The 24,152-nt window shown below is 51.8% G+C and carries 13 protein-coding genes and 2 pseudogenes; 5 read left to right on the top strand and 10 right to left on the bottom strand.

Going from position 1 to position 24,152, the window contains the following annotated elements:
- Positions 1–316 precede the first annotated feature (316 nt).
- Positions 317–1,437, bottom strand: a pseudogene (locus LA304_RS17730) (IS3 family transposase).
- 29 nt (positions 1,438–1,466) lie between these two features.
- Between LA304_RS17730 and LA304_RS17725 the strand changes: the two are divergent.
- Positions 1,467–1,774: pseudogene (locus tag LA304_RS17725) on the top strand (transposase); the annotation flags it as partial.
- A gap of 64 nt (positions 1,775–1,838) precedes the next feature.
- Here LA304_RS17725 and LA304_RS17720 read toward each other — a convergent pair.
- From LA304_RS17720 to LA304_RS17680, 9 genes are all read right to left on the bottom strand, one after another.
- A complete protein-coding gene (locus tag LA304_RS17720; RefSeq protein ID WP_224504515.1) occupies positions 1,839–2,672 on the bottom strand; it encodes a hypothetical protein in 834 nt (277 codons plus the stop codon).
- Between the two features lie 71 nt (positions 2,673–2,743).
- Positions 2,744–4,030, bottom strand: a complete 1,287-nt coding sequence (locus LA304_RS17715) for a peptidoglycan-binding domain-containing protein (protein WP_224504514.1) — start codon at positions 4,028–4,030, stop codon at positions 2,744–2,746.
- A 21-nt stretch (positions 4,031–4,051) separates the two neighbouring features.
- Positions 4,052–5,182 carry a hypothetical protein gene (locus LA304_RS17710; protein ID WP_224504513.1) on the bottom strand — a complete coding sequence of 377 codons (1,131 nt, stop codon included), beginning with the start codon at positions 5,180–5,182 and terminating at the stop codon, positions 4,052–4,054.
- Positions 5,183–5,631: 449 nt separating this feature from the next.
- Positions 5,632–7,317, bottom strand: coding sequence for a M23 family metallopeptidase (locus LA304_RS17705; protein WP_224504512.1), 1,686 nt, complete (start codon positions 7,315–7,317; stop codon positions 5,632–5,634).
- A 27-nt stretch (positions 7,318–7,344) separates the two neighbouring features.
- Positions 7,345–8,568, bottom strand: coding sequence for a hypothetical protein (locus LA304_RS17700; RefSeq protein ID WP_224504511.1), 1,224 nt, complete (start codon positions 8,566–8,568; stop codon positions 7,345–7,347).
- A gap of 511 nt (positions 8,569–9,079) precedes the next feature.
- The gene (locus tag LA304_RS17695; RefSeq protein ID WP_224504510.1) at positions 9,080–10,273 is read right to left on the bottom strand and encodes a GIY-YIG nuclease family protein; all 1,194 of its coding nucleotides are present in this window, start codon (positions 10,271–10,273) and stop codon (positions 9,080–9,082) included.
- Entirely contained in the window at positions 10,266–12,242 is a 1,977-nt protein-coding gene (locus LA304_RS17690; protein WP_224504509.1) for a DEAD/DEAH box helicase, read from the bottom strand. Before LA304_RS17690 ends, LA304_RS17695 begins: the two co-directional genes overlap by 8 nt.
- Before the next feature lie 73 nt (positions 12,243–12,315).
- Positions 12,316–13,629 (bottom strand): PDDEXK-like family protein, encoded by a 1,314-nt coding sequence (locus tag LA304_RS17685; protein ID WP_224504508.1) that lies wholly within the window; start codon positions 13,627–13,629, stop codon positions 12,316–12,318.
- Positions 13,626–16,364 (bottom strand): class I SAM-dependent DNA methyltransferase, encoded by a 2,739-nt coding sequence (locus LA304_RS17680; protein ID WP_318010702.1) that lies wholly within the window; start codon positions 16,362–16,364, stop codon positions 13,626–13,628. Before LA304_RS17680 ends, LA304_RS17685 begins: the two co-directional genes overlap by 4 nt.
- A 231-nt stretch (positions 16,365–16,595) precedes the next feature.
- Here LA304_RS17680 and LA304_RS17665 point away from each other — a divergent pair, with 231 nt between their 5' ends.
- From LA304_RS17665 to LA304_RS17650, 4 genes are read left to right on the top strand one after another with little or no spacing between them, the layout of a single operon-like run.
- Positions 16,596–18,659 carry a hypothetical protein gene (locus tag LA304_RS17665; RefSeq protein ID WP_224504504.1) on the top strand — a complete coding sequence of 688 codons (2,064 nt, stop codon included), beginning with the start codon at positions 16,596–16,598 and terminating at the stop codon, positions 18,657–18,659.
- Positions 18,656–19,603: an OmpA family protein gene (locus LA304_RS17660; protein WP_224504503.1), complete on the top strand. Its 948-nt coding sequence runs from the start codon at positions 18,656–18,658 to the stop codon at positions 19,601–19,603. Before LA304_RS17665 ends, LA304_RS17660 begins: the two co-directional genes overlap by 4 nt.
- Positions 19,600–20,937: an EH signature domain-containing protein gene (locus LA304_RS17655; RefSeq protein WP_224504502.1), complete on the top strand. Its 1,338-nt coding sequence runs from the start codon at positions 19,600–19,602 to the stop codon at positions 20,935–20,937. Before LA304_RS17660 ends, LA304_RS17655 begins: the two co-directional genes overlap by 4 nt.
- The gene (locus tag LA304_RS17650) at positions 20,930–24,046 is read left to right on the top strand and encodes a DEAD/DEAH box helicase (protein ID WP_224504501.1); all 3,117 of its coding nucleotides are present in this window, start codon (positions 20,930–20,932) and stop codon (positions 24,044–24,046) included. The genes LA304_RS17655 and LA304_RS17650 overlap by 8 nt, the downstream gene beginning before the upstream one ends.
- Positions 24,047–24,152: the final 106 nt, after the last annotated feature.

Below are 24,152 nucleotides of genomic sequence, written 5' to 3'. Positions count from 1 at the left end.
CTGGGCATTCGTTTAGGATGAAACAAGCTTAGTGCCACCTCAACGACACCGCAAGAGAACAGGCTTTGCGGCGCCTATGGAATGTGCAGGTTGAATTGAGAGAGATTGAGGGACCCATTCATCGAAACTTCAATTTGGGATTACGGTTCCAGAGCCTCTAACTGAAGTGATCCCAGGAAACTGGACGGTCAGCTAAGGTGTATCCCAAACCTTTGAAGGGATACGAGAATGGCGAAGCGCCGGAATTTTACAGATCAGTTTAAAGCCAAGGTGGAGTGGTAATCCCCCCATTTTTAGAGGGGCGTATCAGTAGAATCTAAGCTGCTTTCAGTTTCTGCATCGGGGTCATGCCGCCGATGCCCATGTTTGGTCTTTCATTGTTGTAAGTCCAGAGCCATTTCGTTGCGTGATCCTGCACGTCTTCAATGCTTTCGAAGTGGTATCGCCCGAGCCATTCGGTGCGAACTGTCCGATTGTAGCGTTCGATATAGGCGTTCTGCTGGGGCTTACCCGGCTGGATGTAAAGCAGCCCGATCCCCGCCTTCTCGGCCCACGTTTGTAGCCTGCCACTGACATATTCCGGGCCGTTATCTACGCGAATGGCCAGAGGTTTGCCTCGCCAGGCGATGATCTGGTCGAGCGCCCGAACCACACGCTCGGCGGGCAGTGAGAAGTCCACTTCGATGGCCAGCCCTTCGCGATTGAAGTCATCAAGCACGTTCAATGTCCGGAACGATCTGCCATCGGCGAGTTGATCCGCCATGAAGTCCATCGACCACACCTCATTCGGGGCCTCAGGCACAACCAGCGGCTCCGGCCTCTCGCGCTGCAGCCGCTTCCGCGGCTTAATCCGCATGTTCAGCTCCAACTCGCGGTAGATGCGGTGCACGCGTTTGTGGTTCCAGCCAAAGCCTTTGACGTTCCGAAGATGCAGAAAGCACAGGCCAAAGCCCCAACTTTTCTTGGCCGTTGTCAGCACGACAAGCCAATCGGCGATCAGTTCGTTTTCATCACTGAGCGTCGGCTGATACCGATAGCAAGTCTCACTGATGCTGAATGCCCGGCAGGCCAAAGCAATACTGGCGGACCTGTGCCGAACCGCCCACTCGGCCATCTCTTTGCGCTGAGACGGCCTTACCACGTTCGATCATTCTCTCGAACCAGTGGCGTTCATGATCTCACTCCCAAAGCTTCCTTCAACAGGTCGTTTTGCATGCTCTTCTCGGCATACATGCGCTTGAGCCGCTTGTTTTCCTCGTCGAGTTCTTTCATCCGCGCCATCAGGCTGGCATCCATGCCGCCATACTTGGAACGCCGTTTGTAAAAGCTCGACGAACTCATCCCATGCTCCCGGCGCAGATCAGCAACCGGCACACCGCCTTCGGCTTGCTTCAGAATGCTCATGATCTGAGCGTCGCTGTATTTCGATTTCTTCATCAGAATCTCCTCTGTCATCTTTCGAGAAAATTCTACTTTCAAATACCCCCAATTTTCGGGGGGATTACCAGATCATCGGCATCCTGGCCGAGCACGATGCAGGCGCGAAATGCGCGGACCTGTGTCGCAAGCACGGCATGTCGGAAGGTTCCTTTTACAACTGGAAGGCCAAGTTTGGCGGCGTGACGGAGTCGGAGCTCAAACGGCCGAAGGCGCTGGAGGATGAGAACGCGAATCTGAACAAGTTGCTTGCCGAGCAGATGCTGGATCTGGCGACGATGAAAGAACTGGTTTCAAAAAAGTGGTGACGCCTGCCGCGAAGCGCGAGCAGGCCGCGGACTAGAGTGTCCGTCGACAGTTAATTTGGGGCAGTTAGTCGCTGGAACTAGGAGAAGGTCCGGCTACTCGATTTCTTCAATCAATCCGCTGTCATCATAACGAAACGTATACCAACCATCTTCGGAGACGATTGCACCGCGGCTATCATAGATTTCTGAACGCATTCGGAACCCTTTTTGAGTATCGCGTGTCAGCGCCAGAACAGGGACATCAATGTCTAGAGACACGTGATTATCGCCGATCGTTCCGTGTCCAGAAAAAACCTCAACGGTCAAATCGCACTCACGGTCGAGCTCAAGTTCGTACACTGAAAAACAGATGCCGCCAATTCCGTCCAAGAAAATCAGCATGTCGGAGCCTTCTTTCCATGTTCCATCAAGATCGCGATCAAAATACCAAACGACCTCATGCTCTCGAGGATAAGAAGCCGTCAACCAGACGACAGGGGAGGTATCTGATGGCCAGTGTAAGTCGAGGGTGTTCCCGTAACTATCGTCACAGATCGAGCATGTTCGAAACTGATTTGCCTTTCGTCCTTCGAGCGGCACCATAAAACGATACGGATAGACCCAGTCGTCCTCGCGTGCGGATACTGCGAATAGTTTTCCATCAGGAGAACGAATGATTTCGATCTCGACGAATCCATCCCCCTTGGCAAAGGGTAAACGTGCAACTGCGCGATCGGGTCCATACCGTGTTACATCGACCCTTTCGAGCTCTGCTCTTGGGAAGATGTCCGCGGCCATATTACGCGCCATCGAAAAAATGTCTTCGGATGCGGCCGGACCGGACAGCAATATGGCAAACGCTCCAAGAACTGCATTGCACACCCGTATCAAAATCTCAATTACGTGGGCTGCCGACCTATTCTCCATTTTCGCGATAAAGACCCTCATTAGTTAATTCCACTTATGAGTTTACTCGAAACTGTTTAGACGAACCGAAGCATTCCCAACTCTCGATAGCGTCAATAGTCTCGAGGGCGACTTGTCTGGCACCAAGTGCCAATTATCGTTTTGCGACAATACCGTCTTTGACTGTCTCGATACCATCCATTGCGAGATTTCTGGACCACAGTTTTCGGCCGAGCTGCTCGATCGAGAACCGATTGGTTGCCCTCTTCTGCAAGCCAGACTTCGAATTTACTTTGAGAATCTGCGGTCAGCCGGTCTAACTGCCTTTGATCCAGATAGCCGGTAGATGGAATATAATTGGCGCCCTGCCATTCGGTCACCGCTGCACGTGAACCCTTGCCGTAAACACCGTCGATACCATTTGGATCATAACCCATGAGTTGAAGGCGAGCTTGGATTTCAGCGATTGATCGGCGATCTAATTTCAGTGCCGTAAAACTGCTATTGTCAGCAGCCAACCAAGGCGCTTCTGGTACCGTCAAAAGCTTGAGGTCAATCAAATTTCTATCTGTGAACGTTGCGAGAAATTCGTTGCCGCTAAACTCTGGTGGGTACGGGGCGCAACCATCCAGCGCGATAAGCACGTTCATAAATATCAATCGTGTTTTCTCATCTGCAGTGTCCGGATTTGCGAGCGACGGTATTCCGACGAGCCCACCATCTTGACCTAAGGAAAAACCTACCTCCGCCGAACCCAAACCTTGAGTGGAGATCGACGGCCGGTAACAGATATCTAAGGCCCTAGCGAGTTCCCGAAGATCTTCGGGAAACTTTTGAAGAATTGCGGTGGAACTGGACTCAGATTGCTTTTCAGTCTCTGATGAAGTTTCTATTGCAACGTCTCGCAACACCTCAGCTCCCGCGGGCTCAGAAGCGTCCGACACAGCTGTGTTGACGTCCGCTTGCAAGTTTTCTGTATCAGTCGAAAACTTGTCCTCAGACTCTGACATTGAGCGATCTATGAGGCCTTCCTCAGCATCTTTATCGGCAATGGATTTCGAGGCCGTTTGTAACTGGGTGTCTATCGATAAAGAATTCTTTGAAATCAAGGCGTCAAGCTGAGCGACGTCGATACCCGATACTTCCTCCTGAAAGAGAATTTTGATTGCAAAGTCACTTGCTGGAAACTCGTCGACCACCTGGTCCAAAATCCTGCGAATATCACGCAGCACGTCGATCTCTGCAGTTCCGATAGTTTCGTCCCTCAATAATTGTGACGCATATTCTATCGCTTGCTCTGCATTTTCAAACTCTTCTGCTTGCGCAGAAGGCACCACACAAAGTAGCGCAAGAGAGAGAAAAATTGCTCTTATCGGAAATGTTAAGCGGTGAAAGTTCATATTTACTTTTTCCCTCATTGCCTACGGAGCTTTGCACTCAAGAACCAGTTGATCTGAATTGTAGCTAATCATACGCGCTTCAATCGTCACCCAAGGGTCGATAGGCAAATTACGAGCTTCCGATGCTGAGATATTGCAAGTGATCTTGAGACGGGTTTTAGAAAAGTCCTGTTCGACGTGATTTAAAACGTCGATCCAGCCTTGTTCACTGTGACTTCTAAAGAAGGCTTCGATGGGGTCCTTTGACAAAGAATTCCAGGTCAACTGGAACTGCCCCCCATTGAAAGATGGCTCAGAGGATGTCCATGGCATCCTGGTACTTATGCCTTGAGTTAACTGAACGAGGGTTAAAACTGAATTAATCCGAAATCCGTCAGACAGGTTTCTTAGCATGGACTTGGGTTCAAGGTCTTGTAAAATCTCTGCTACGTGGTCGCGCACTAAAAGGTCAGGCACACGACGGCCAAACATTTTAAGAGCGGTCGCGCGAACATCCTCAACATCGGCTGCTATTCGGTCAAATGCCTCAAACTCTGAGCTGAGATGCTTGAGCTGCCTATTACCCCTGGTAAGCCTTAAACGGATATCGCCCTCTGCATCAAAAAAGGAGTAGTTCGTAAAATCGGGGATCGGTTCTGTTTTACAAATTTGGCGAACAAGGTCATTCCCTTTTTCAACCAATTTTTTATACACAATCTCGTATCCCAAATTAATTTGGTTTCGCACTTTGATATCAACTTTGATCCAGTCTACCTCTTCAGCAGAACTGGGAATCACAGTATCATCTGACGTGCCGCAAGTGATCGCATATTCGACAGGTGCATCTGAAAAGCTCCAATGGAGCACACCTCTTTCAGTTCGGACGCCACGTCCGGGCCCAGTTACAAAAACTCCAATTTCGCCTTCTTGTGTGAGGTAAACGACGTTGGCTTTGCCCGTTGCGTACCCGTCGGATGAACAGTTTTTCTGACTAACAAAATACACAAAACTGTTGTCAAGCGGAGCAAACCCACTACCGACACGGCAAGCTCCTTCCTTCTCCATTGTCAGATCGCGGGAAGCAGAGGTGCCACGCGTCGTAATCTGAGTTTCGTCGAAAACAATATTCGCGGTGCCACCTGCAAAATCAACCCAGTCAAAATCAGTTGGCAAATTGGTTTTTGGATCTGGCGGATTTATCCTGGCGAAAGGCGCGTTAGCCTCATCTAGTAGAACGTACGCAGCCTCCTCCGAGTTGCACTGAAGTGGAACTCCGCAAACTTTCTCGCCTTCGGACGTCTCTAAGCAAAGTTGTCGTTCTGTCAGCTCAACGAAGTGAGCTGACTTCGTACCATCGGTAGCATGCCTTACACTCCGTCCGCGATCACTCCCGAGAGCCCCGATTAAGTCAGAGTACTCGTAGCTAACGTATTGGATTGTATGATGGGAAAGTTGTCGAAGTTCATCCGAGTTGACCGGCCTACCGATGGATGAACACAGACCAGCTAACGGGTCTTCAGTCTGTGCTTGTGCTGAGGCGGTACTAAGAGCCAAGAATAGACTAATGGCAAAGAGTGTAGATCTTTGAAAGGTTCTAATGACCTTAATCCCCAGAATATGCATCACTTTTCGTCCCTTCCCAGCACTAGTTTGAAGGTTGGCCAGCTTGAGTTAACTTTGTTATCAATCCACTTAATGTTAGTGTCCGCACATTCGGAAAGCGCCAAATTCATAGCTTGGTTCAGCAAACCAAACCGCAGTGGACTTATTTCTACCACGCCCACCCCATCTTTTCGTTGGAGTAGAATCGTCCCGCCGGGGCTAAGTGCCCCTGGGTAGGAAATCGAAACTCCGTCTTTTTCTGACCAGTCGACGCATTCACTGGTCTCCTGCACCAATTGTTCAATGGCCTGTAGTACGACGGGGTCATCGAAAGCACTTATTTTTAGATCTTCTAACAACAGCGTATGAGTCGAGAGAACATCTTTCGTAACTGTCGCGACCAATTCGAGCTTTAGTTCATCCGCAAAATGAAGGTACTCGTGCGGAATTTCGATCTCAATTTCTCCATTCCGGTCCTCAAAAGCGGAGAGCGATACTGACTGTGTAAACAGCGCAAATTCGGGGTCACTCTCAACATAAGCTGCAGTGCGAATTGAGAACTCTTTATACTCTGCTGACGGCGCCGCGGCATCCTGCTCCTCACTATCAGCCAATCGTTTGATCACTGAAATGGTTAGGCTTTCTTGCGATTGGGAAATGTCTACCTGAATCTCAACATTTTGCTCATTGTCCAATTCGAGGAGCATCAAGATTGGTTCTTTTGTTTCAAAAGTAGTTTCATGCTTGTCGAGATATACTGAAACCCAGTCCTCGCGACGCAGCAGAATAGTATCTCCTGGTACCATACCTTCTGGTAATGAAGCACGATATGCCCAAGTTACGGGATCATGCCAGTTGTCGAGAAAAAACTCATCTCGACTCCAATCGCCAACCGGAAGAATATCGTGCCACAAAGGATCTACAAAATTCCACGGATCTCTAGCTGATCGCACTTCAATATGAACGCCGCAACTGTCGGCTCCATGAATCCGACCCGCAGTACCGATTACATCTCCTGCAGAAAGTTGATCATCGACGCGCGTGCTATGGTTTTGAAGGCCGAAGAAAAAAACATGAATAACATCCTCGCCTTTCTCGTATTGAACCAAAGTTGCGTTGCCTGTTTGGAAATATGCTGTGTCTCCCGCCTTCACTTGAGCAATAACAGCGCCATCAATTGGGGTCGTAACGTCGACACCACAAGCGCTCACAATGTCTATTCCAGTGTGCGTGCGCTGGCCAGAAAAGGGATATTCACCAAACCGATAACCGCTATCCGGAACACCCGTTGGTATAATTCGTTTGTACCACGGGAAAAGGTCGAAACCTTCACTCACTTTAAGCCCATTTGTTTCATCGGCGGAAGCGTTCGCTCCGGCCTCGATATTGTCCGACGCTGCTTGATCACCGTATATCTGTTCTGTTTGGCGATGAAGCGCGTCTATATCAATGGGGCCTACTTGCCCCCCCTCTTGGATGCGTTTCCCTGGCGTAGAATCTGGAAAGGACTCTACAATCATATCTAGTAGACTTAGTATCTCTCGGGCCGTTTCGCGCTGCTCTACCGGATCCAAAGTGGAACTTAACTGATACAGGTCGACCGCACGAGCAAAGGCGATGTTCGCAGCGGGCGACTCATTTTGCGCGAATGCACATGAGGGCGCCAAGGTTGCAAAAAAGCAAAAAATTACGAGCAGTCGTGTCATGTTGTACCCCTTAAATTAGCTTGTCGGTTAGCCAGACATTCTGAACTCACATGTCCATTCGCTGGTCGTTCCGTTCCAATTCACTGGCAAGTTTGCAGCGCCAACCAATCGCCCATCGCTTTGCAATTTCAGTTGAAAACCTTCCGGTACAACCGCACCATTGTACCCGTTTATTTTGTCCACTGCGAAATCCATGGTCAGTGGGAAATCTATAATTTCATTTCTGATTGCAATCTCACCCAGCTTCGGCCCGTGCCAAACGTCTCTTGAGTTGTCGATGTAAAACGTCGCAGCAAATCCAGATGAATATGTCTCATCGATGTCAAATTCGATCGCTGACATTTTCCGATTGTCCGGATTGGAATTATCCTTGCAGTCAACGACACCTGCAAAAGTACTGGGCAGTGCCTGCAGAAATTTAATCCTATGTTGCCTCATCTGTTCAAAGGTCGAGATCGCGGCAGCATCTTGCTGCGCAATTTTCTCTATCGCTCCATCTAACTCACTCCTCATCAGAATGAGGTCTTGTGCTGTTGCCAATTGCCGCTCAACACTTTGACGTTCGGTCGCCAATCCAGTTTGCAGTTCAGAAATCTGTTGCCTTTGTTCGGCAATGATTTTGCCACGATGCTCTGCATGTTCAGATTTTAGATTAAGGAGTGCCTCTGCCCAACGAGTGCGTTCATCTCTTAGTCTGGCCTCTCCCGCCGCCCGTTCCTCTTCAAGCTGTTTTGCGATCTCTTCATTCATTTCAGCTATTGCTCGAGCAGTCGCTTCATCGCGATACTGAGATATCCGTAGTTCGGTTTCTTCTTCGCCAGCAATAAGTGCAATGCGCCCGAAATCATTGAGAGGGCGTCCTATTATACTAAAATCCTGACTAAAGTTGACGCCAGCTTCGCTACTATCTTGCCCAATGAGAATGTCCAAAATTCCAGATATATTTAGGTCATCGCTCGGACTTAAGGTTTGGACGACAATTGCGAATGGCCCTTCTTCCCGAACCAATCCGTAAATACTCATACGTGGAATGACACTCAGATCGAAGTCGTAGATGTAACGCTTTTTGTTGCCAATCGTAGATATTGAGGGAACGGAAAGGTGTAGTTCGACTGGCTCTAAATAGCGAGGCAAGTTTTCGAAAATATAGGTCGAAATTTCAGCGTCAGCATCTCGCCCTTCAGCCGAGACACTCCCGACGATATCGATCGCGAACAAAGCTATAATCACCAAGAAAACATGCTTAATCACAGTCGAACCCTAACGAAATTACCTATACGTCAACCTTATGCGGAAATCACTGGGAGTCAAAGTATTCATTTTTTTAAATATGAATGCCCATTGCCTATCTAGGAGCCTCGATGTGAGGCATCTAGGCAGTTACCTTGTTCTCCACCAAGATAGATGCGGTCGGCAACTTCGTGATCAGATTACATCACTCACAGATTGATATTTACGAGAGCTTTTTCGAAGCGTCGCTCGATCAAGGATTGCGCGTCGACAAACTCCCCGCACTGAAACTCGTTGAGCCTGACTTTCAGTGCGTCGCAGTCGCGGATAGGCACGGCAAAAGCAGAAAAGTACGTTAGGTGGATATCAGGGCGGATTAATAAACGAAAATGCATTTCATACACATGAAATTAAATCATTTATATGGTTAATTTGGTGCCCTATATGGGAACTGAACCAGGCGGCACGATGGCCGATGAGAAAGAAAACGAAGAGCTCCACAAATACCCTCAACACGTATTTTTGGCAAAAATTAGTTAGCTGAGACCTTGATTAGGGACGCCTCTTTGGGATCGTAGACGTAACCGGAAATCGTGCCGTCTTTAATGCGCTGAACTGCCTCCTCAATCGCGTAAAATGGAACGAGAAACCATTCTTGTGGTTTTGTCAGACGCCCGAAACGATCCGGGATTTCGATATCCAGTTGTGCGGGCGCAAATACGCGATGAAGTAGGTTCTCAAGTTTGCTTCGGTTGATATTGTAGAGATCGTATGTTGCCACGACTTCAACTTGAGCCATTAGAAACGTCGGCTGCAACTGCGCACCTGCGATGCGCTTTTCAACACTATTGCTCGTCACACCAATCTTGTGCACCAAGGCTCGGCTTTGCTTGACAACTGGGTGATCAGATTGGCTTCGGAGAACATATATGGTTCCACTTGCCTCGTCGCCATCCGCAGTCTGATCAGAAAACAACGGCCCAGCATTTGGCTCGGTAATACGGCGGCCTGCGTCCCCATCAGCATTCAAAGCTCGCTGCAAAGATCGCATGAGCATGTTGCTTTCAGTTCCATTATCGAAAATGACCCGTAGGCGGGCATCCGTTCGCCCCTGATCGGTGATCGTTGTCTCTCCCTTGTCGGCTACATAAGCCTTTTGCCCACCGACAATAAAGAAACGCCCGGGCTCGATCTCGGCCTTCAACTCAAACTTGCGCGTCTCTCGCAGGCCCGAGTTCAGTTCACCTTGCACTCGCTCAAAGAGAGGTTTGAATTTTTCGAAGTCCTTACATTTCTCGCGCCCAGCAACTTCTTCGGCTGCTTTCTTTTCAGCGCTGGAACGCACGTGCTTCAACTCTGTTATTCCGCCGATCTCAACGCCCAGTTCTGCAAGTAGCGCATCATCGTCCAATTGGTCCCCTTGAGCTTCGGCACGTTCATGCTGAGACTCCCAAAGCCCCTTCTCATCGATCGAAGACAAAAGCTCACGACATTCGTCTAGTTCTCTCAATCGGTCCAGCCGAACTGCGTATAGACGCTCAAAGATATCCCGCTCGTCACCATGCTGGGGCACGCGGCCATTCTCCTCCACGAACCTTTGGATCTCCTCGAAACCGGCAATAATGCGCTCCTCTCGCGGAGTGCGCGATACAACCTTCTTCGCCTCGACTTCGATACCAAGTTCGGCAAGAAGCGCATCATCTTCGTCTGTGAATTTGTTAGCCATTCGCAGCCTCTTGTTTCATGCGCGCGAGAAAGGCGATTCCCTCGGCCATCTTTTTTTCCCAAGCATCCGGGGACGTAATCGACGGAAGGCGACCGCGCTCTTTCTTAAACCGCAGAGCCCGGTGCGCAAGCTCCCTCGCCTCTTCCGGCGTCAGTCTAACCTTCTTCGCAGAGATAACCGCCGCAACCTGTTTGAGACTGTCTTCATTCATCGACTCTGCCAAGATCGCGTAGGCTTCTCCAAAGGGGTTGATCCGATCAATAAGGTCGATGTCGAGTTCTCGCACGTCCATCGCATATTTCCTTACGCCGTCGATTAGCGCGGTATTTGCGCTGGTCTTTTCGTCAGCATCAAAGCCCGCCAACGCCACCTGCTTGGCCTTCTGCGTTAGGTTCAACGCGGCAATTGCGTGTTGTCGAACTGCCTCTTGATCTTCGGCATCAAGCTCGGGAAACTTTCGACCAACAATCTTTCCCATCCGAACCTGCGTCAATTCCTCGGGCACAAGTTCCTCGTCAAACAATCCACGTTCAATCGTCTGCTTATCCTGAACAAACGCTGTTATGACCTCGTTTAGATCTTCGCTACAAATCCGTTTAGCCTGATCGCTTTTAGGAACCGTAAGTCCCTTGATCTCCATCTGGATCTGACCCGTTTCAGCATCGAAACCAACGTTTTCCTTGTCAGGATTATAACCGTCAGGCCCATAGTCAAATCCCTCAACAGGGCCGCTCGCTTTCGTTTTTGGTGTGAAGTTGAAACGTGGCGCGAGCACTTGTTCCATGAGCAAACTTGCCGCGATCGCCTTGAGCGTGTCGTTTATGGCTTCGGTGACAGCTTCTTCGCTGGCGTCCGGCTCTGCTATCAGATTGGTAAACCTCGCCTTCGCTTTGCCCTTCGCATCGCGGGTCGCGCGACCGATAATTTGCACAATTTCCGTCAAACTGGCCCGATAACCCACAGTCAAGGCATGTTCGCACCAAATCCAGTCGAACCCCTCTTTCGCCATGCCAAGCGCAATTATGATATCAACGTGATCGCGATTGTTCTTCTGGGCGGGATCTTTGAGCGCCGCCGAGACGCGATCGCGCTTTGACGGCTCATCATCCACAAGGTCCGCGATCCGCAAAACCCGACCAGACGGAGCTTTTACCAGCTGGAATCCTGTCACAGGATCAGTACCTTGCCAATCGCCCAGCGCGTCGATGATGTGCTCGACCTCGCGGTGTTTGTCCTTGGTGCTCTCACGCGAATTCACGTTCGGGATATGCACGATCGTTTTCTCACTCGGATCAAGCACACTCAGAATTTCGTCCGCATAGGACCCAGTGTAGAAATAATAACCGATGTCGAGCGTTTTGAGGTATTCATAGCCGTTGAGCTGTTCGTAATAGGTGTAGGTCACCGTCTCGAACTTGCTCTCGTCCTCGGGTGACAGAACCGCCTCTGCATCGCCCCTGAAATACGATCCCGTCATCGCCACGACATGCACCTTATCCCGGGCAATCAGCGCGCCGAGATGTGCGCCCAGCTTATTGTCTGGATTGGCCGAAACGTGGTGGAATTCGTCAATCGCAATCAGCCGATCGTCGAACACCTCGATCCCGAACTTGTCCACGGTGAACCGAAAGGTCGCATGTGTGCAGACAAGCACCTGATCGCTGCTTTCCAGAAAACGCCCGACCGCGCCCACCTTGCCGTCATCACCGCCCGGCGCATTACAAAGGTTCCAGCGCGGCTCCACGTGCCAATCTGCCCAGAACCCGAACTTGCTCAGCGGCTCATCGTTAAAGCTCGACCCGATGGACTTTTCCGGCACCACGACGATCGCCTGCTTCAAGCCCTGATTTTCGAGCTTATCCAAAGCAATGAACATCAACGCCCGCGACTTTCCCGAGGCGGGCGGCGATTTAATCAGCAAATACTGCTCGCCCCGCATCTCATAGGCACGCTCTTGCATCTGGCGCATGCCGAGTTCGTTGGATCTTGTTGAGGCCCCAGTTTGGGCGATGCTCACTGAAACTGAGGGGACGTTGCGTTTATCAGTCATCATCAGCCGCCACGTATTCAGCAAATTCGATCAATACGGGTTCAACAGCTTTGAATACAGCGCCGAAATCCTGCAAGAGTTTGCGAATGCCTGCTTCAATCGCTTCCGCGTCGCCAACATCAGCGATTGAAGTGCTGTTGCCATCTAAGAATCTTGAAAACTTAGCTTCTGATTTGGTGGCATTAGCTCCGAATTTGATTTGTTTTTCCTGCTTTCCCTTTGCGCATTGCCGAATGCTTTCGATGAGGTGCCTCCGATCGGCAGGATCTTCAATGGGACCAACTTCTGCGTAGAGGAACAAAGCCCCTTTGACCCCATCTTCTTTCGTATTGAGTTGGAACCAGCAGATTATTGGAAACCCTGCCCACCAGTTCTCGCAACCGGTCCAAGGCTTGCTCTCCTCTCCCCCTAGCGCATCAACCCAAGCTGTCGGGACAAAGCTAAATTTACTCTGGTTGCTCCAGTGATACATGACTTGGATACCCTCGGCTTTCGCCTTGTCGCCATAATCGAGGCCCTCTCCAAACACTTGATCTACGGCAAAGGTGAACTCAGTAGACACCCCGTGCTCCATGATGAAATCAATCGCTTTCTTGTGTGATCGATAGAGCTGGCGAGCCAAGGTTTCCATGTCTGTTTGTTCATCATTCATATCTGTCGCATCTCGAATAACTTCTAGGTAATGATTTAAGAATTGTTGGACCTCAGAGCCCATGCGCGTCTGATTTGCGGCCATCAACGCCCCCAAGATCTTACACACATCGGCGTATCGCAGTGTCACATATTTCTCGGCAACATCAGCACTGGGCGCCTCTTCGTTCAATGTGAGAAAAATACCCTGATGCTTAAACGGCAGCTTTGCGTCTTTCGCATCCTCTTCGGCGCGCTCAAGGTATTTCGCCAGTTGCCCATTGCTTTGCTTGCTGTGGAACTTATTTTCGATGATGAACGCCCATCCGTTGGACGGCGATGAAACAAACAAATCAATATTTCGCTTTTCGCGCTGTATCTCCGCGTCCCTAAGGTCGGCCTGAGACACATCTAGGGCGGTCAACACGGCGTTTTCCGCCCCGCGAAGGGCTTGGGCTAGGAACGCCCGCAGGAATGCGTCTCCGAACCCGTGGTTTTCGATTGGATCCAGCAGCCAAGCCAAGATTGCGGAGTGGCGGATTTCCATGCCCTCCATCCTCATCACACGGATTGGATTGAAGCGGTTGAGATACGCCGTGATCTGATCGAGCTCAGCGTTGTTGACAAACAACGCCTCTAGCTCTTCCTGTGAAGGATGGTGCGCTGCCTGCTTCATACTGCCCCTCCGACCTTCGTCGTCATTTTCGTATACATCTCAAAGAGCTTTTCGAGCCGTTCTGTGTCGTTTCTGAAGCGTCGGCCTATGTAGATGCGTTCTAGCACTTCGTCGTTGCGGTCGTGGGCGGCGCGGAGGTTTTCGGGCATGGCGTCGGGTTTGTAGAGATCGGCGATGGTGGCGGGGAAATGTGCCTCGCGGGCCAAGAGGATGTCCTCGGCGCAGCGGGTGAGGTCCTCTTTGTTTTTCTCGGTCAGTTTGGGGACGGGAAATGCATTATAGGTTATTTCCGACGAATATCTAACTCCGGAACCAAGGCCACCGGAAATCGCCTCCGCCCAAACAGTATGTACTCGACTGGAAAGGAGGCTTAGCAGCCAAACCTCATTCGTGTATGAGACGAACGCGAGGTCGGTTGTAATCGTACGAGACGACACAAAATCCGGCGTGATATAGGGCAGTCCTTCTACGGTGTTCTTTGGCAACACCAGTGAGGAGCGATCCTGATGGCATCGCTGAGCAAACCTATGAGAAACAGCAGCATATCCCTGAGTGGTTTTAGCGGAAGAAGAAAGTCGAAACGACTTTACTTTCTCAATCCTATGCCGAATTTCGGGTATTTTTTCGGCCTCTTCAATATCATCATCATTAATCCAAATTGCCCACCTACGCGTCCCGTTCTTGATTTCCGTAGTCCCTATAAGCTCGCGCAGAAATTCCTTCACCTCAGGTCGTTTCGCGACCAATGTCTCTTTTTCGCTATCCGACAGAATCAAGTTGCCCCCATCACGCGCCATGTTGCCTGACACCAATTTGGGCAAATCCAAAGCGAGTGGCTTTTTAAATTTAGAAACAAACCCCTCTGCGCCAGCGATCAAATAAGGAGAAATTTTCTCTGCCTCTTGCATCACTGCATCGGCAAAGATTCTCCGTGTCCCGTTGAAATTTGGTGAACACCCCACGATAACACACCAAACCCCCGCGTTGTCTGACGCATTATTTCTCCACTGAAACTGTTGATAAGCGAAACTAATAGACATTCCACTTTGATAAAGTCGTGACCAGAGGTGTTGAACTTGATCACCGCGAGATATCGAATTCGTAGAAACAAACGCGAATTCAGAATTAGCGCACTTTGAATATTCCGCCGCTTTAACGAACCAGCCGCACACATAGTCACAATCTTTGTAGTCATTTCCTCCGACAAAAACGCTTTTTAGATCTTCTTTCTGTTGCTTGCTCTGTTTTCGTGCACCTTTGAACGGCGGATTGCCGCATATATAGGTCTCTCCGCCCTCGTTCTTGAAATCGATCTGGGCCTTTTCCAGCGGGGACATGAACAGGTCTTCGCCGCGCATATCGACTTTTTGGCTCGTCGGCGGGCAGACGGTCAGCCAATCGATACGCAGGGCGTTGCCTTGGGTGATCCAGTTCTTCGAATCCAAGGGTAGGAAAGCGGCCAGCGCGTCCTTTTGCCCGCGATAGGTCACATCGCATTGGTATTCCGCGATGATCAGCGCAAGGCGGGCGATCTCGGCAGGGAAATCGCGCAGCTCGATCCCGCGAAAATTCTCAATGTTGATCTCAGAGCGCCGATCGGGTTCGCCGCAGTAGGCGTTGATCTTCGCCTCGATCGCGCGCATCTCCTTATAGGCGATGACAAGGAAGTTGCCCGACCCGCAGGCCGGATCAAAGACGCGGATTTTCGAGAGGCGTTTGCGCAGATTGTCGAGCTTGCGCTTGTTGTCCCCTGCCGCGTCGAGCTGGGCGTTCAGATCATCGAGAAAGAGCGGATTGAGCACTTTGAGGATGTTCGGCACGGAGGTGTAATGCATCCCCAAAGCGCCGCGTTCCTCGTCATCGGCCACGGCTTGGATCATCGAGCCGAAGATATCGGGGTTGATCTTGGTCCAGTCGAGCGAGCCGATGTGCAGGAGGTAAGAGCGGGCGATCTTGGAGAAGCGTGGCACATCCGTGCTCCCCGAAAACAGCCCGCCGTTCACATAGGGGAACACATCGGCCCAACGGGGAAGCTTGGCCTCCGCCCGCTTGTCGATCGGCGTGTTCATGGCGCGGAACAGCTCAGACATCACCTCATGGGTGTTGGAGCTGTCCTTGTCCGACATTTGTGTGACGGTGGCGGTGAAGAGATCGTCGCCGTTGAGGATCGAGGTGTCCTCGGCAAAGAACAGAAAGATGAGGCGCGCCATGAAGTGGTTCATGTCATGGCGGCGCGCGGCGGTGCCCCACTCGGGGTTGTCCTTGAGAAGCTGGACGTAGAGGCGGTTGAGGCGGCCGGTGGCCTTGATATCAAACGCGCTCTCGCGGATTTGCGTGACGGTGGAGATGCCCGCAAGGGGCAGGAAGAAGCCGAAGTGATCGGGGAAGTCGGGATAGTCGCAGGCGATGGTATCACCTGAGGTCAGATCTTCGGCTTCAAGGGTTTTCCCGTCGGTCGCAAGGACGAATTTCGCCTTGGCCTTGGAGGTGGCGGCACTCTCGCGAAGCGCACGGAGTGTGGCCGAGACCTCCCCCGACGCGCAGGTTTTGATATGGATATTGTTGGTTTGGAGGACGCCGCCGAGATCGGATTTGTTAGACGCACCCGATCTCAGGCGCTTGAGCGTGGTTTCCTTATTCCCGAAGGCGAGAAGGAAGTCATAGGGAAACTCATCCGCATCGAAGGGTTGCTCTGCAAGGGCGGAAATTGCCTCTTCGATTTCAACAGCGTTCATGCGCGCCTCAAATTGCTTTTCAGTTTTCAGAGTTATGGCACGAGTGCGCGATCGAAAGAAAGGGGCGCGAAGTCACCCCCAACACAAAAGCCGCGCTCGCCCGATCCAATTTTGTCTTCGGAAAAACCGGATCTTCGTGGCCGAAATGTATTTCGTTTTATTCTTGTCGCAGGCGGTGCCGAAACATAGAGTTTTAAGCATTTAAGAGACTCGCAAGACTTTGAGGTACCTGTGCTTAATGAAATTGGCTATGCGGTTGGTGTGGAAATCAAGAATGGCATTATTGCCATTGCGGAACTACTGACGAAATCTGACAGCAGCCCCGGGTTAATCGCACTCGTACTCGCGATCGCTACGATCATTCTCGCTATTTGGTACATTTTCAGAACACATCGACAGATGCGTGCGATAAAGGAACTCGACCAACGGATCCGCGCCTTTGAAACCATCGAGGCATTCGCGGAGGGGTATGACGAATTTAAACATGGATTGACGGAAGACTACCGCAAACCTGGGCCCCGCGAGACAATCTGGGAAGCCTGGGACGAATTCAATGAAACAGTCGTGCCTGATGACATTGACGGCCCGCTCAGAATGCGAAACTCGATCCGTCCTGCATCATTTCTAAATATTGAAGATCTTGGGTTCGGTCCCGCGATTTTTCGTATTGTGCCCAATACGCTTGTTTCGACGGGCTTGTTTTTGACGTTTCTCGGGCTCGTGGCCGCACTGCATCAATTTTCAGAGTCGATGAACAATAGTGCCAATGGCGGTATGGACAGCGCTATGCAGAATTTCATGCAAATTGCTTCCGCAAAATTCATCATGTCTTTGGTCGGCCTTTTTTGTTCAATCATCTTTACGTATCTCTTGCGGTCTCGTCAGAACAAACTGGATCATTGCCTGCATCGACTTTGCACCGGGATTGAGCGACGCCTCGTGTTTGTAAGCCTAGAGGACATTGGGTTTCGCCAGTTGAGAGCTGCAGAGGAGCAGAAGGCACACTTACAAGCAATCGGCACCGGAATGATCGATCGACTTATAGAGCCGCTCGACGCCCTGCCTGAAGCGATTACGACCGCCATTTCGTCCAAAATGGACCCGATCTTCGAACGGGTATCGTCAATGGGGACGAGTAGTATGGAAGGCCTCGTCGGAGATCTTTCACAGCAGTTGTCGCACTCTGTCGGCAACGCGCTGACGCGAGCAAGCGAGTCTTTGGGGGAAGCAACAGACCGGATCGGTGTGATGGTAGATCGCATGAGTGCAACCAACAATCAGGCCGGAGACGGCCTGCGGGAAGCGCTCGATCAAATGGCTCGCGCAATATCAGAGATGCGTTCTGAAGTCGCGGCGAGCGGGAGCACCGCGACCGCAACGATAAACGAGGGAGCAGATCGACTGCTCTCGGTTATGAACGAAACACTCTCGGGCATTCGCGACAATACAGGGCAAGGCGCGGAAGCAATGCGAAAAGCTGCCGAAGAAATGCGTGGAGCCGCCGAAGGCTTTCGAGAGTCGTTGGAAGCTGCCAGCCAAGAAAGCGCGGAAGCGGCGAAGCAACGTATGGCGTCCAGCTCTGAAGAAGCTGGCGAAGCCATTACCGGAGCTGGCAAAGCTCTGCTGGAAAGCTTTTCCCAAACCAGCGCCGACATAGCCCGCCTCGGAGCGGACATGGGAGGAGTAATCGGCGAAGAACTGCTTTCAAGGCTTGAAGAAGTAAGCGCGCGTCTCGCTGAAATGGCTGCCTCAGTACAACGCGGTGCGTCCGAAGCCCAAAGTGCGGCCCAAGGCATGAATGCAGGGGCCGATGCAATTCACGGGGCATCAGAAGGCTTCCGATCGGCGAGCCAAACACTAACTTCAGCGGCTGAGCCTATCCGCTCCTCGCACGAGCGGATAGAAACCACTCTGCGTCGCGTTAGTGAGCTCGTGGAGTCCGTATCTGACACTCTCATGCGGAATTCCGCTTCCGTTTCCGAGCGGGCCACCGAAGTATTGGAGACTGCGCAGGCAGCGCTCGGAACTGAGCGCGAGGGAATACGACGTAATCTCGAAGCAACACGCGCAGCTATTTCCCAACTTTCAACCGAGGCTGACAAGCTCGACCAAATCGATGAAATGCTGGGCAAAGCTCTCAAAGAATACAACGCCCAGCTGGAGGCTGCACTGGGAACGGCACAAGATCATGTAGGTGAGATGCGTGATGCATTGGCGCCCGGTCTCGACACGCTCAAGAGCGTCGTTGAGCAAGCAGAAGCCTTTCTGCCAAGCCAGCCTAGGGGACGTGCATGAGGGCGCAAGCAAAGCAGATCCGGCATGAGGAGGAAGAGGAAAGCGCCTTCGTATCTATGACGGACATGACCGTCGGGTTCTTGTTCATCATGATGATCCTCCTTGCATTTTTCGCGAGTCAGATGCGCGATCCAGACGCCGTGTCGAAGCGAGAATATGACACAGTGGTGGCGCAACGCGACGCGTTCGAATTGGAGCGCGACGAATGGCAAGAACTAGCTGAAATCCGTGCTGAACGGATTGAAGACCTTTTGAAGGAACTCAGTGATCGAGATGCCCGCATCAAGGAACTCGAGAAAAAAATTGAAGAGTTGCAGAAGGTGGACCCACTCGAAGCCTATCTCGCGCAAGTCGCCCAAGTCCGCAGACAGGTCCTGGTCAGACTTCGTGACGCAATCCGTGCCGACTTTCCCGATCTTCAGGTCGAACTCAGTGAGGAGAGCGATGCTCTTCGGTTCCAAGGCGAGGGTCTTTTCGCCTCGGGTCGTTCATCCCTCAGATATGACAAGGCAGAGATCGTCTCCCGCTTGGCTCAACGGCTCGATGAAGTTCTACCCTGCTACACTCTCGGCGATGCATCTAGCTTCAATGAGAGCTGCAACCCTGGCTTCGTAATGATCGAGGCAGTTCAAATCGAGGGGCACACCGACAATGTCGGCACCGATCAAGTAAACCGAAATCTCTCGGCGGCTCGGGCGAACAACACGTTCTTTGCCATGACGAACGCCGCAGACGGCGTCATGCAACATCGCAATTTGAAACAGCAGCCCGTTCTTTCTGTAGCTGCCTACGGCCCTGACCGCCCTGTGGCGTCAAATGACACTCCTGAGGGACGTGCTACGAACCGTCGCATCGATCTGCGGTTTATTATGGTTACCCCACAGGACACGAACGGGATCGAAGTCATACGTGAAGCGCTTGAGGGAATTGGGGCCCAAGAATGAACGAAGCGCGCGAAAATTCAGTCGCAGCCAGCGCCTATATGCAGCGACTATTACCGCTTCGAACTCGGGCATTGCCACCGCTCGACCGAATTCGCCGCTCGGTTGAGGGCATACTCTCCCGCTGGCCTGATGCAGCGCCTAAACCTGAAGAGCGAGATCGAGAAAAGCTTGCGCTAGAAATGCTTTCGCGGGTCGAAGGGTGGCGATGGGACGATATTTCAACCCAACGTGTTATCTCCGCAGCCGTCGCCGTTTTCGACGAACACAGAAGACAGCGAGCAGATCTTGAGCCTGTTCATAGTTTTTATCTTTCTGAAATAGCTACGCGTGAGCCGGGGGCTTTCCTCGATGGGATGGTGGGCGTCTATATGGATAGTTTCGCGCCTGGGTCACTCCACACGCGGCTACTTGCCAGAGCCCTGTCTGAGCGGATTGAAGATATTGGCGGGCGTTTCCGCAAGCTATTAGCGGCATTACCTAGCCTCTTTCGTCCGGATACGGCCGTTCTCGAACTCGGAAAGCTCATGCTTGATGCTGACAGCGCCTACGAGCTGCTCAAGAGTCTGGGGCTAAGTAGGCCGCATACGTCTGGCCTGGCGAAGGCGGCACAAGAGGTCTTTTTCCAACGCGTTTCTCCAGATCTCGCAGAGGAAAGCGCGCGGGAAAAACTCTTCAATTGGCTTACGCCTGAAAAGGGGCCCGTTCTGCAGGCAGGTGCGGGACCTGCTGTTGAAGCACTTCTCTCTGTTTGGCGACAAAAGACACCATCAGATGCGCTTCGGAATGAACTATCCGAGCGGATCATTTCAGCATGGAATGACCCGCGTCTGCACTCGGGCGGCATCTGGTCCGGTTTTGACACTGAGCTTCGTGCGGTCCTTCTGCGATGGCTAACGCATCAGGATATGAAGTTCTTCTGCGACATGGTGACGGCTACACAGGACAGTCACATGTGGCCTCCCCGTAGGGATTTTTGGTTGCAGCTTTATGAAGATAAAATGATCGATGAAGCATGGGTTGCTTTCGGAGCAGAGGCCCGTCGCTTTGCACAACAAAACCTAGTCCGTAGCGGTGGGACAGACATGAATAGGCGTTTCGGTCGTCAACTCGATCGAGGTGGAAGCACATCAATTCTAATTATGAGGATGGGAAATAAGATCGTCGTCGATGGCTGCCACAGCTACAAGACACATATCTTCCGCGTGGATGATAAACGAGCCCCGAAGCTCTACGAACGATCCTATTACTGTGATGACATCATGAGGGTCTCCACCAACTCTAAATCGCACACTTCCATTCCGAGTTGGTCACAGTGGGTACTACAAAATGTCTGATTATTCGCTACAGAGTGAGATTAATGAAGCTGCCATTAAGATCAGTTTCCCACAGGCGAAACATGGGCTTTTGTCCCGTATCACATCAAAGTCTACCAAGCGGAGCTTTACAGACCTAGCTCCTGAAGATCGGGATCTACTATTCGCCATCGGCGATCTGCGCGCTTGGGGTGATACACACCCTGAGGAGGTGACAATTGCGTCTGACCACATTCTAATTTCGCATGATGCCGCAGCGAGCCTCTCAGCGATTAGCGCTGAGGCTTTAGGCCTTCCGCGAACAGTCGATTTGATGCTCAAGACAGATGTGACAGGTGTTTTGGGGCGCCCAGATTTTAATCTACACTACGAGTGGTCGCGACAAGGTCGACGCGAAGCTCCTAAACGCACGGGGTCAATCTTAAAAACTTCAATGGGCCCCCGACGCATCCCGTTATGGATGAAACGAGCACTGGATCTTGCTGACAGGTTCGACGCGAACCGCCCAATAGAAGACCATTGGCGAGCACTCAGCGAGTTTCGTCGGGCGATAGAACCAGACTCAGAGATCGATTCAGAAATGCCTGCAAATCAAGAGATGGCGGGGCTTTCGATGACTGCCTTCTTGAGAGGGCTTGAAGTGCGAATAGCTGATCGGTTCTCGATTTCGCCTGACGCTTCTCTCGGACAGTTTGAAGTTGTTCCCTATTCGGCTGAGCGTCTCGAAAGTGCTGGTATCACCGACGACATTTCGGAAGCGAATGCTGAACTTCGCGGAGAGGCGCTAGCCGTTTTTCAATATCGTCTCCATCAATTTGGTGCACGGCCTGCATATCAGCTTGGCAACAACGCGTACTTGGTTATCGACAAAGGTGCCGCCCCCGTTCTGGAAGCAATGACCCGCGTTCAGAAAAGTCCGCGTGAGGAACGCCGAGCCTTCATAGAAAATCCGCGCGCGTTAATAACAGAAGCTGTCAACAAGCATCTATCAGAGACTGGTCAATTCGACGGGCTTGATGACGCACAACAGGCCGAAATGGTTGAATCCATTGCCGGTCCCGCTCTTATTGAGAGCCGTGAATACTCTGAGCGCGTGACAGGCGTGATTGTCTACAAAAGAAGTTCGGAAATGGGTGATCCCAGTGGGACAACGTGGTTACCCGAAGCATTCGCCCAACATATCGCAGAAGCAATACAATCTCTCTCCGAACCGGAATTGCGCGCCTTACGCGATCACATGGCGTCTACCCTTGAAACGGGGGCAGACAGCAAGGCTGAGATTGCAGGTGAACAGGTAGAGGTCACGCCAGCTCGTCTCGCGGCGGTCGAGGGCGAAATTCTACGGAGAGAAGGGCTCGAAAGTTTGGCTTCCGATAACGACGAGCCACTTCCTGAACGAGACGGGCCCATTATCCTCGACGCTAAAGGAAACTACGAGGAACTGACTTGGGAAGCCAAACTATCGAGGCGTATGGCCACTATCCCGGTTACACTCCCAGAGACCATTCGCACTCCCCTGCGAGACCATCAGAAAGTGAGTTTCAATTGGGCGATGGAGGCTTGGCAGGCCGGACTGCCGGGTATTTTGAACGCTGATGAGCAAGGGCTCGGCAAGACACTGCAAACAATCTCCTTCCTTGCTTGGCTCAAAGACCACATGAAGCAAAGTGCTGCTTCACACCGCGGTCCGATCCTCGTCGTGGCCCCCACCTCACTTCTCAAAAACTGGGAGCAAGAGGTCGAAACACACGTGCAAGGGCGTGGTTTCGGTACTCTAATTCGACTCTACGGCTCCTCGCTCGGCTCGCAGAAGCGGTATGATGCGCGCGGTGTCGAGACCCAATCTGGATTACCCCAATTGGATTTGGAGTGGCTAGACGAGGCGTTTGAAGATGGGCGGGCCCATAGATATTGGCTCTTAACCACCTACACGACGCTTGCGAACTACCAGCATTCGCTCGGGAAAATTCCTTTCTCGGCTATGGTGATGGATGAGATCCAGAATATTAAGAACCGGTCCACTCTAGCTTCTAAGGCGGTCGAGGCGATGAACGCGGACTTCCGAATTGGTCTCACTGGCACTCCAATCGAGAACGCGGCCATCGATCTCTGGACGATAATGGATCGCATAGCGCCTGGATGTCTCGGGGCGGGATCAGAATTCAAGGCGAAGTACGCGACGCCCGACACAGGGAATATGACCGAACTCCACGCGTGTGTTTTTAAGCCGCGTGGTAGTCTTCCGCCGCTGGGTCTGCGGCGATTGAAGGATGAGGTAGCAAAGGATTTGCCGAAGAAACGTCGTTATCTACATCCTCGGCTTATGCCCAAGGTCCAGGCAGAGGCTTATGATCTCGCGCAACTGAAGCTCGCTAACGGTGGCCCCGGTGCCGCACTAAAGATGCTGCATCACATTCGCTCTGTTTCTGTCCATCCTGGTGCTACAAAGGTAACGTCACCTGACGAATTTGTCGCACAGAGTGCGCGATTGGAGGCCGTGGTCGACATCCTGCAGCGCATTCACGATGCAGGTGAGCGTGTACTAGTCTTCATCGAGCACCGAGAAATGCAGTTTCGGTTCGCCGAAATCGTGCGACACTTGTTCGGCTTAGAGAAAATTGATGTGATAAACGGTGACACTCCGATCCCGCGACGGCAGGAAATTGTTAACCGCTTCCAGCGGCACCTCACCAAGGACGGTGGCTTTGATATGCTGATCTTGGGGCCAAAGGCAGCAGGCACGGGCTTAACGCTCACCGCCGCGACACATGTGATCCATTTGTCTCGCTGGTGGAACCCTGCCGTCGAAGAACAATGCAACGACCGCGTTCATCGAATTGGGCAAGAGCGGCCTGTATCTGTTCACATTCCCTTAGCACTACACCCTGAACTTGGCGCGCAGAGCTTTGACAGTCTGTTGCAGAGCCTGATGCAGCGGAAGCGAAAACTGGCGGAGCAGGCACTCTGGCCGATGGGAGACAACTCAGCAGACGTCTCAGGGCTAGCGAAGGCACTGGCTACTTCGAGCCGAAGCCCAGCCATCATAGCCGAGAGTATGGCGGAGCAGTTCAGGAGAGACGGCATGTTGCCTTCGACACCAGACGCTTACGGAGCTTGGGAACTGATCTAAGCCGCATTTGAAAGTAAGGCATGCTAAATAGATGGCATCAACTCTGTGAAGTTCTCGAGCGGGAAAGCCGAAGGCTACTCAGTCGAGTTTCACAGGAGGTCCAATG

The sequence above is a fragment of the Celeribacter litoreus genome (assembly GCF_020165855.1).
Lineage (GTDB): Bacteria > Pseudomonadota > Alphaproteobacteria > Rhodobacterales > Rhodobacteraceae > Celeribacter > Celeribacter litoreus.
Note: the sequence above shows the minus strand (reverse complement) of the source record. Positions and strands in the feature narration are given on the sequence as shown.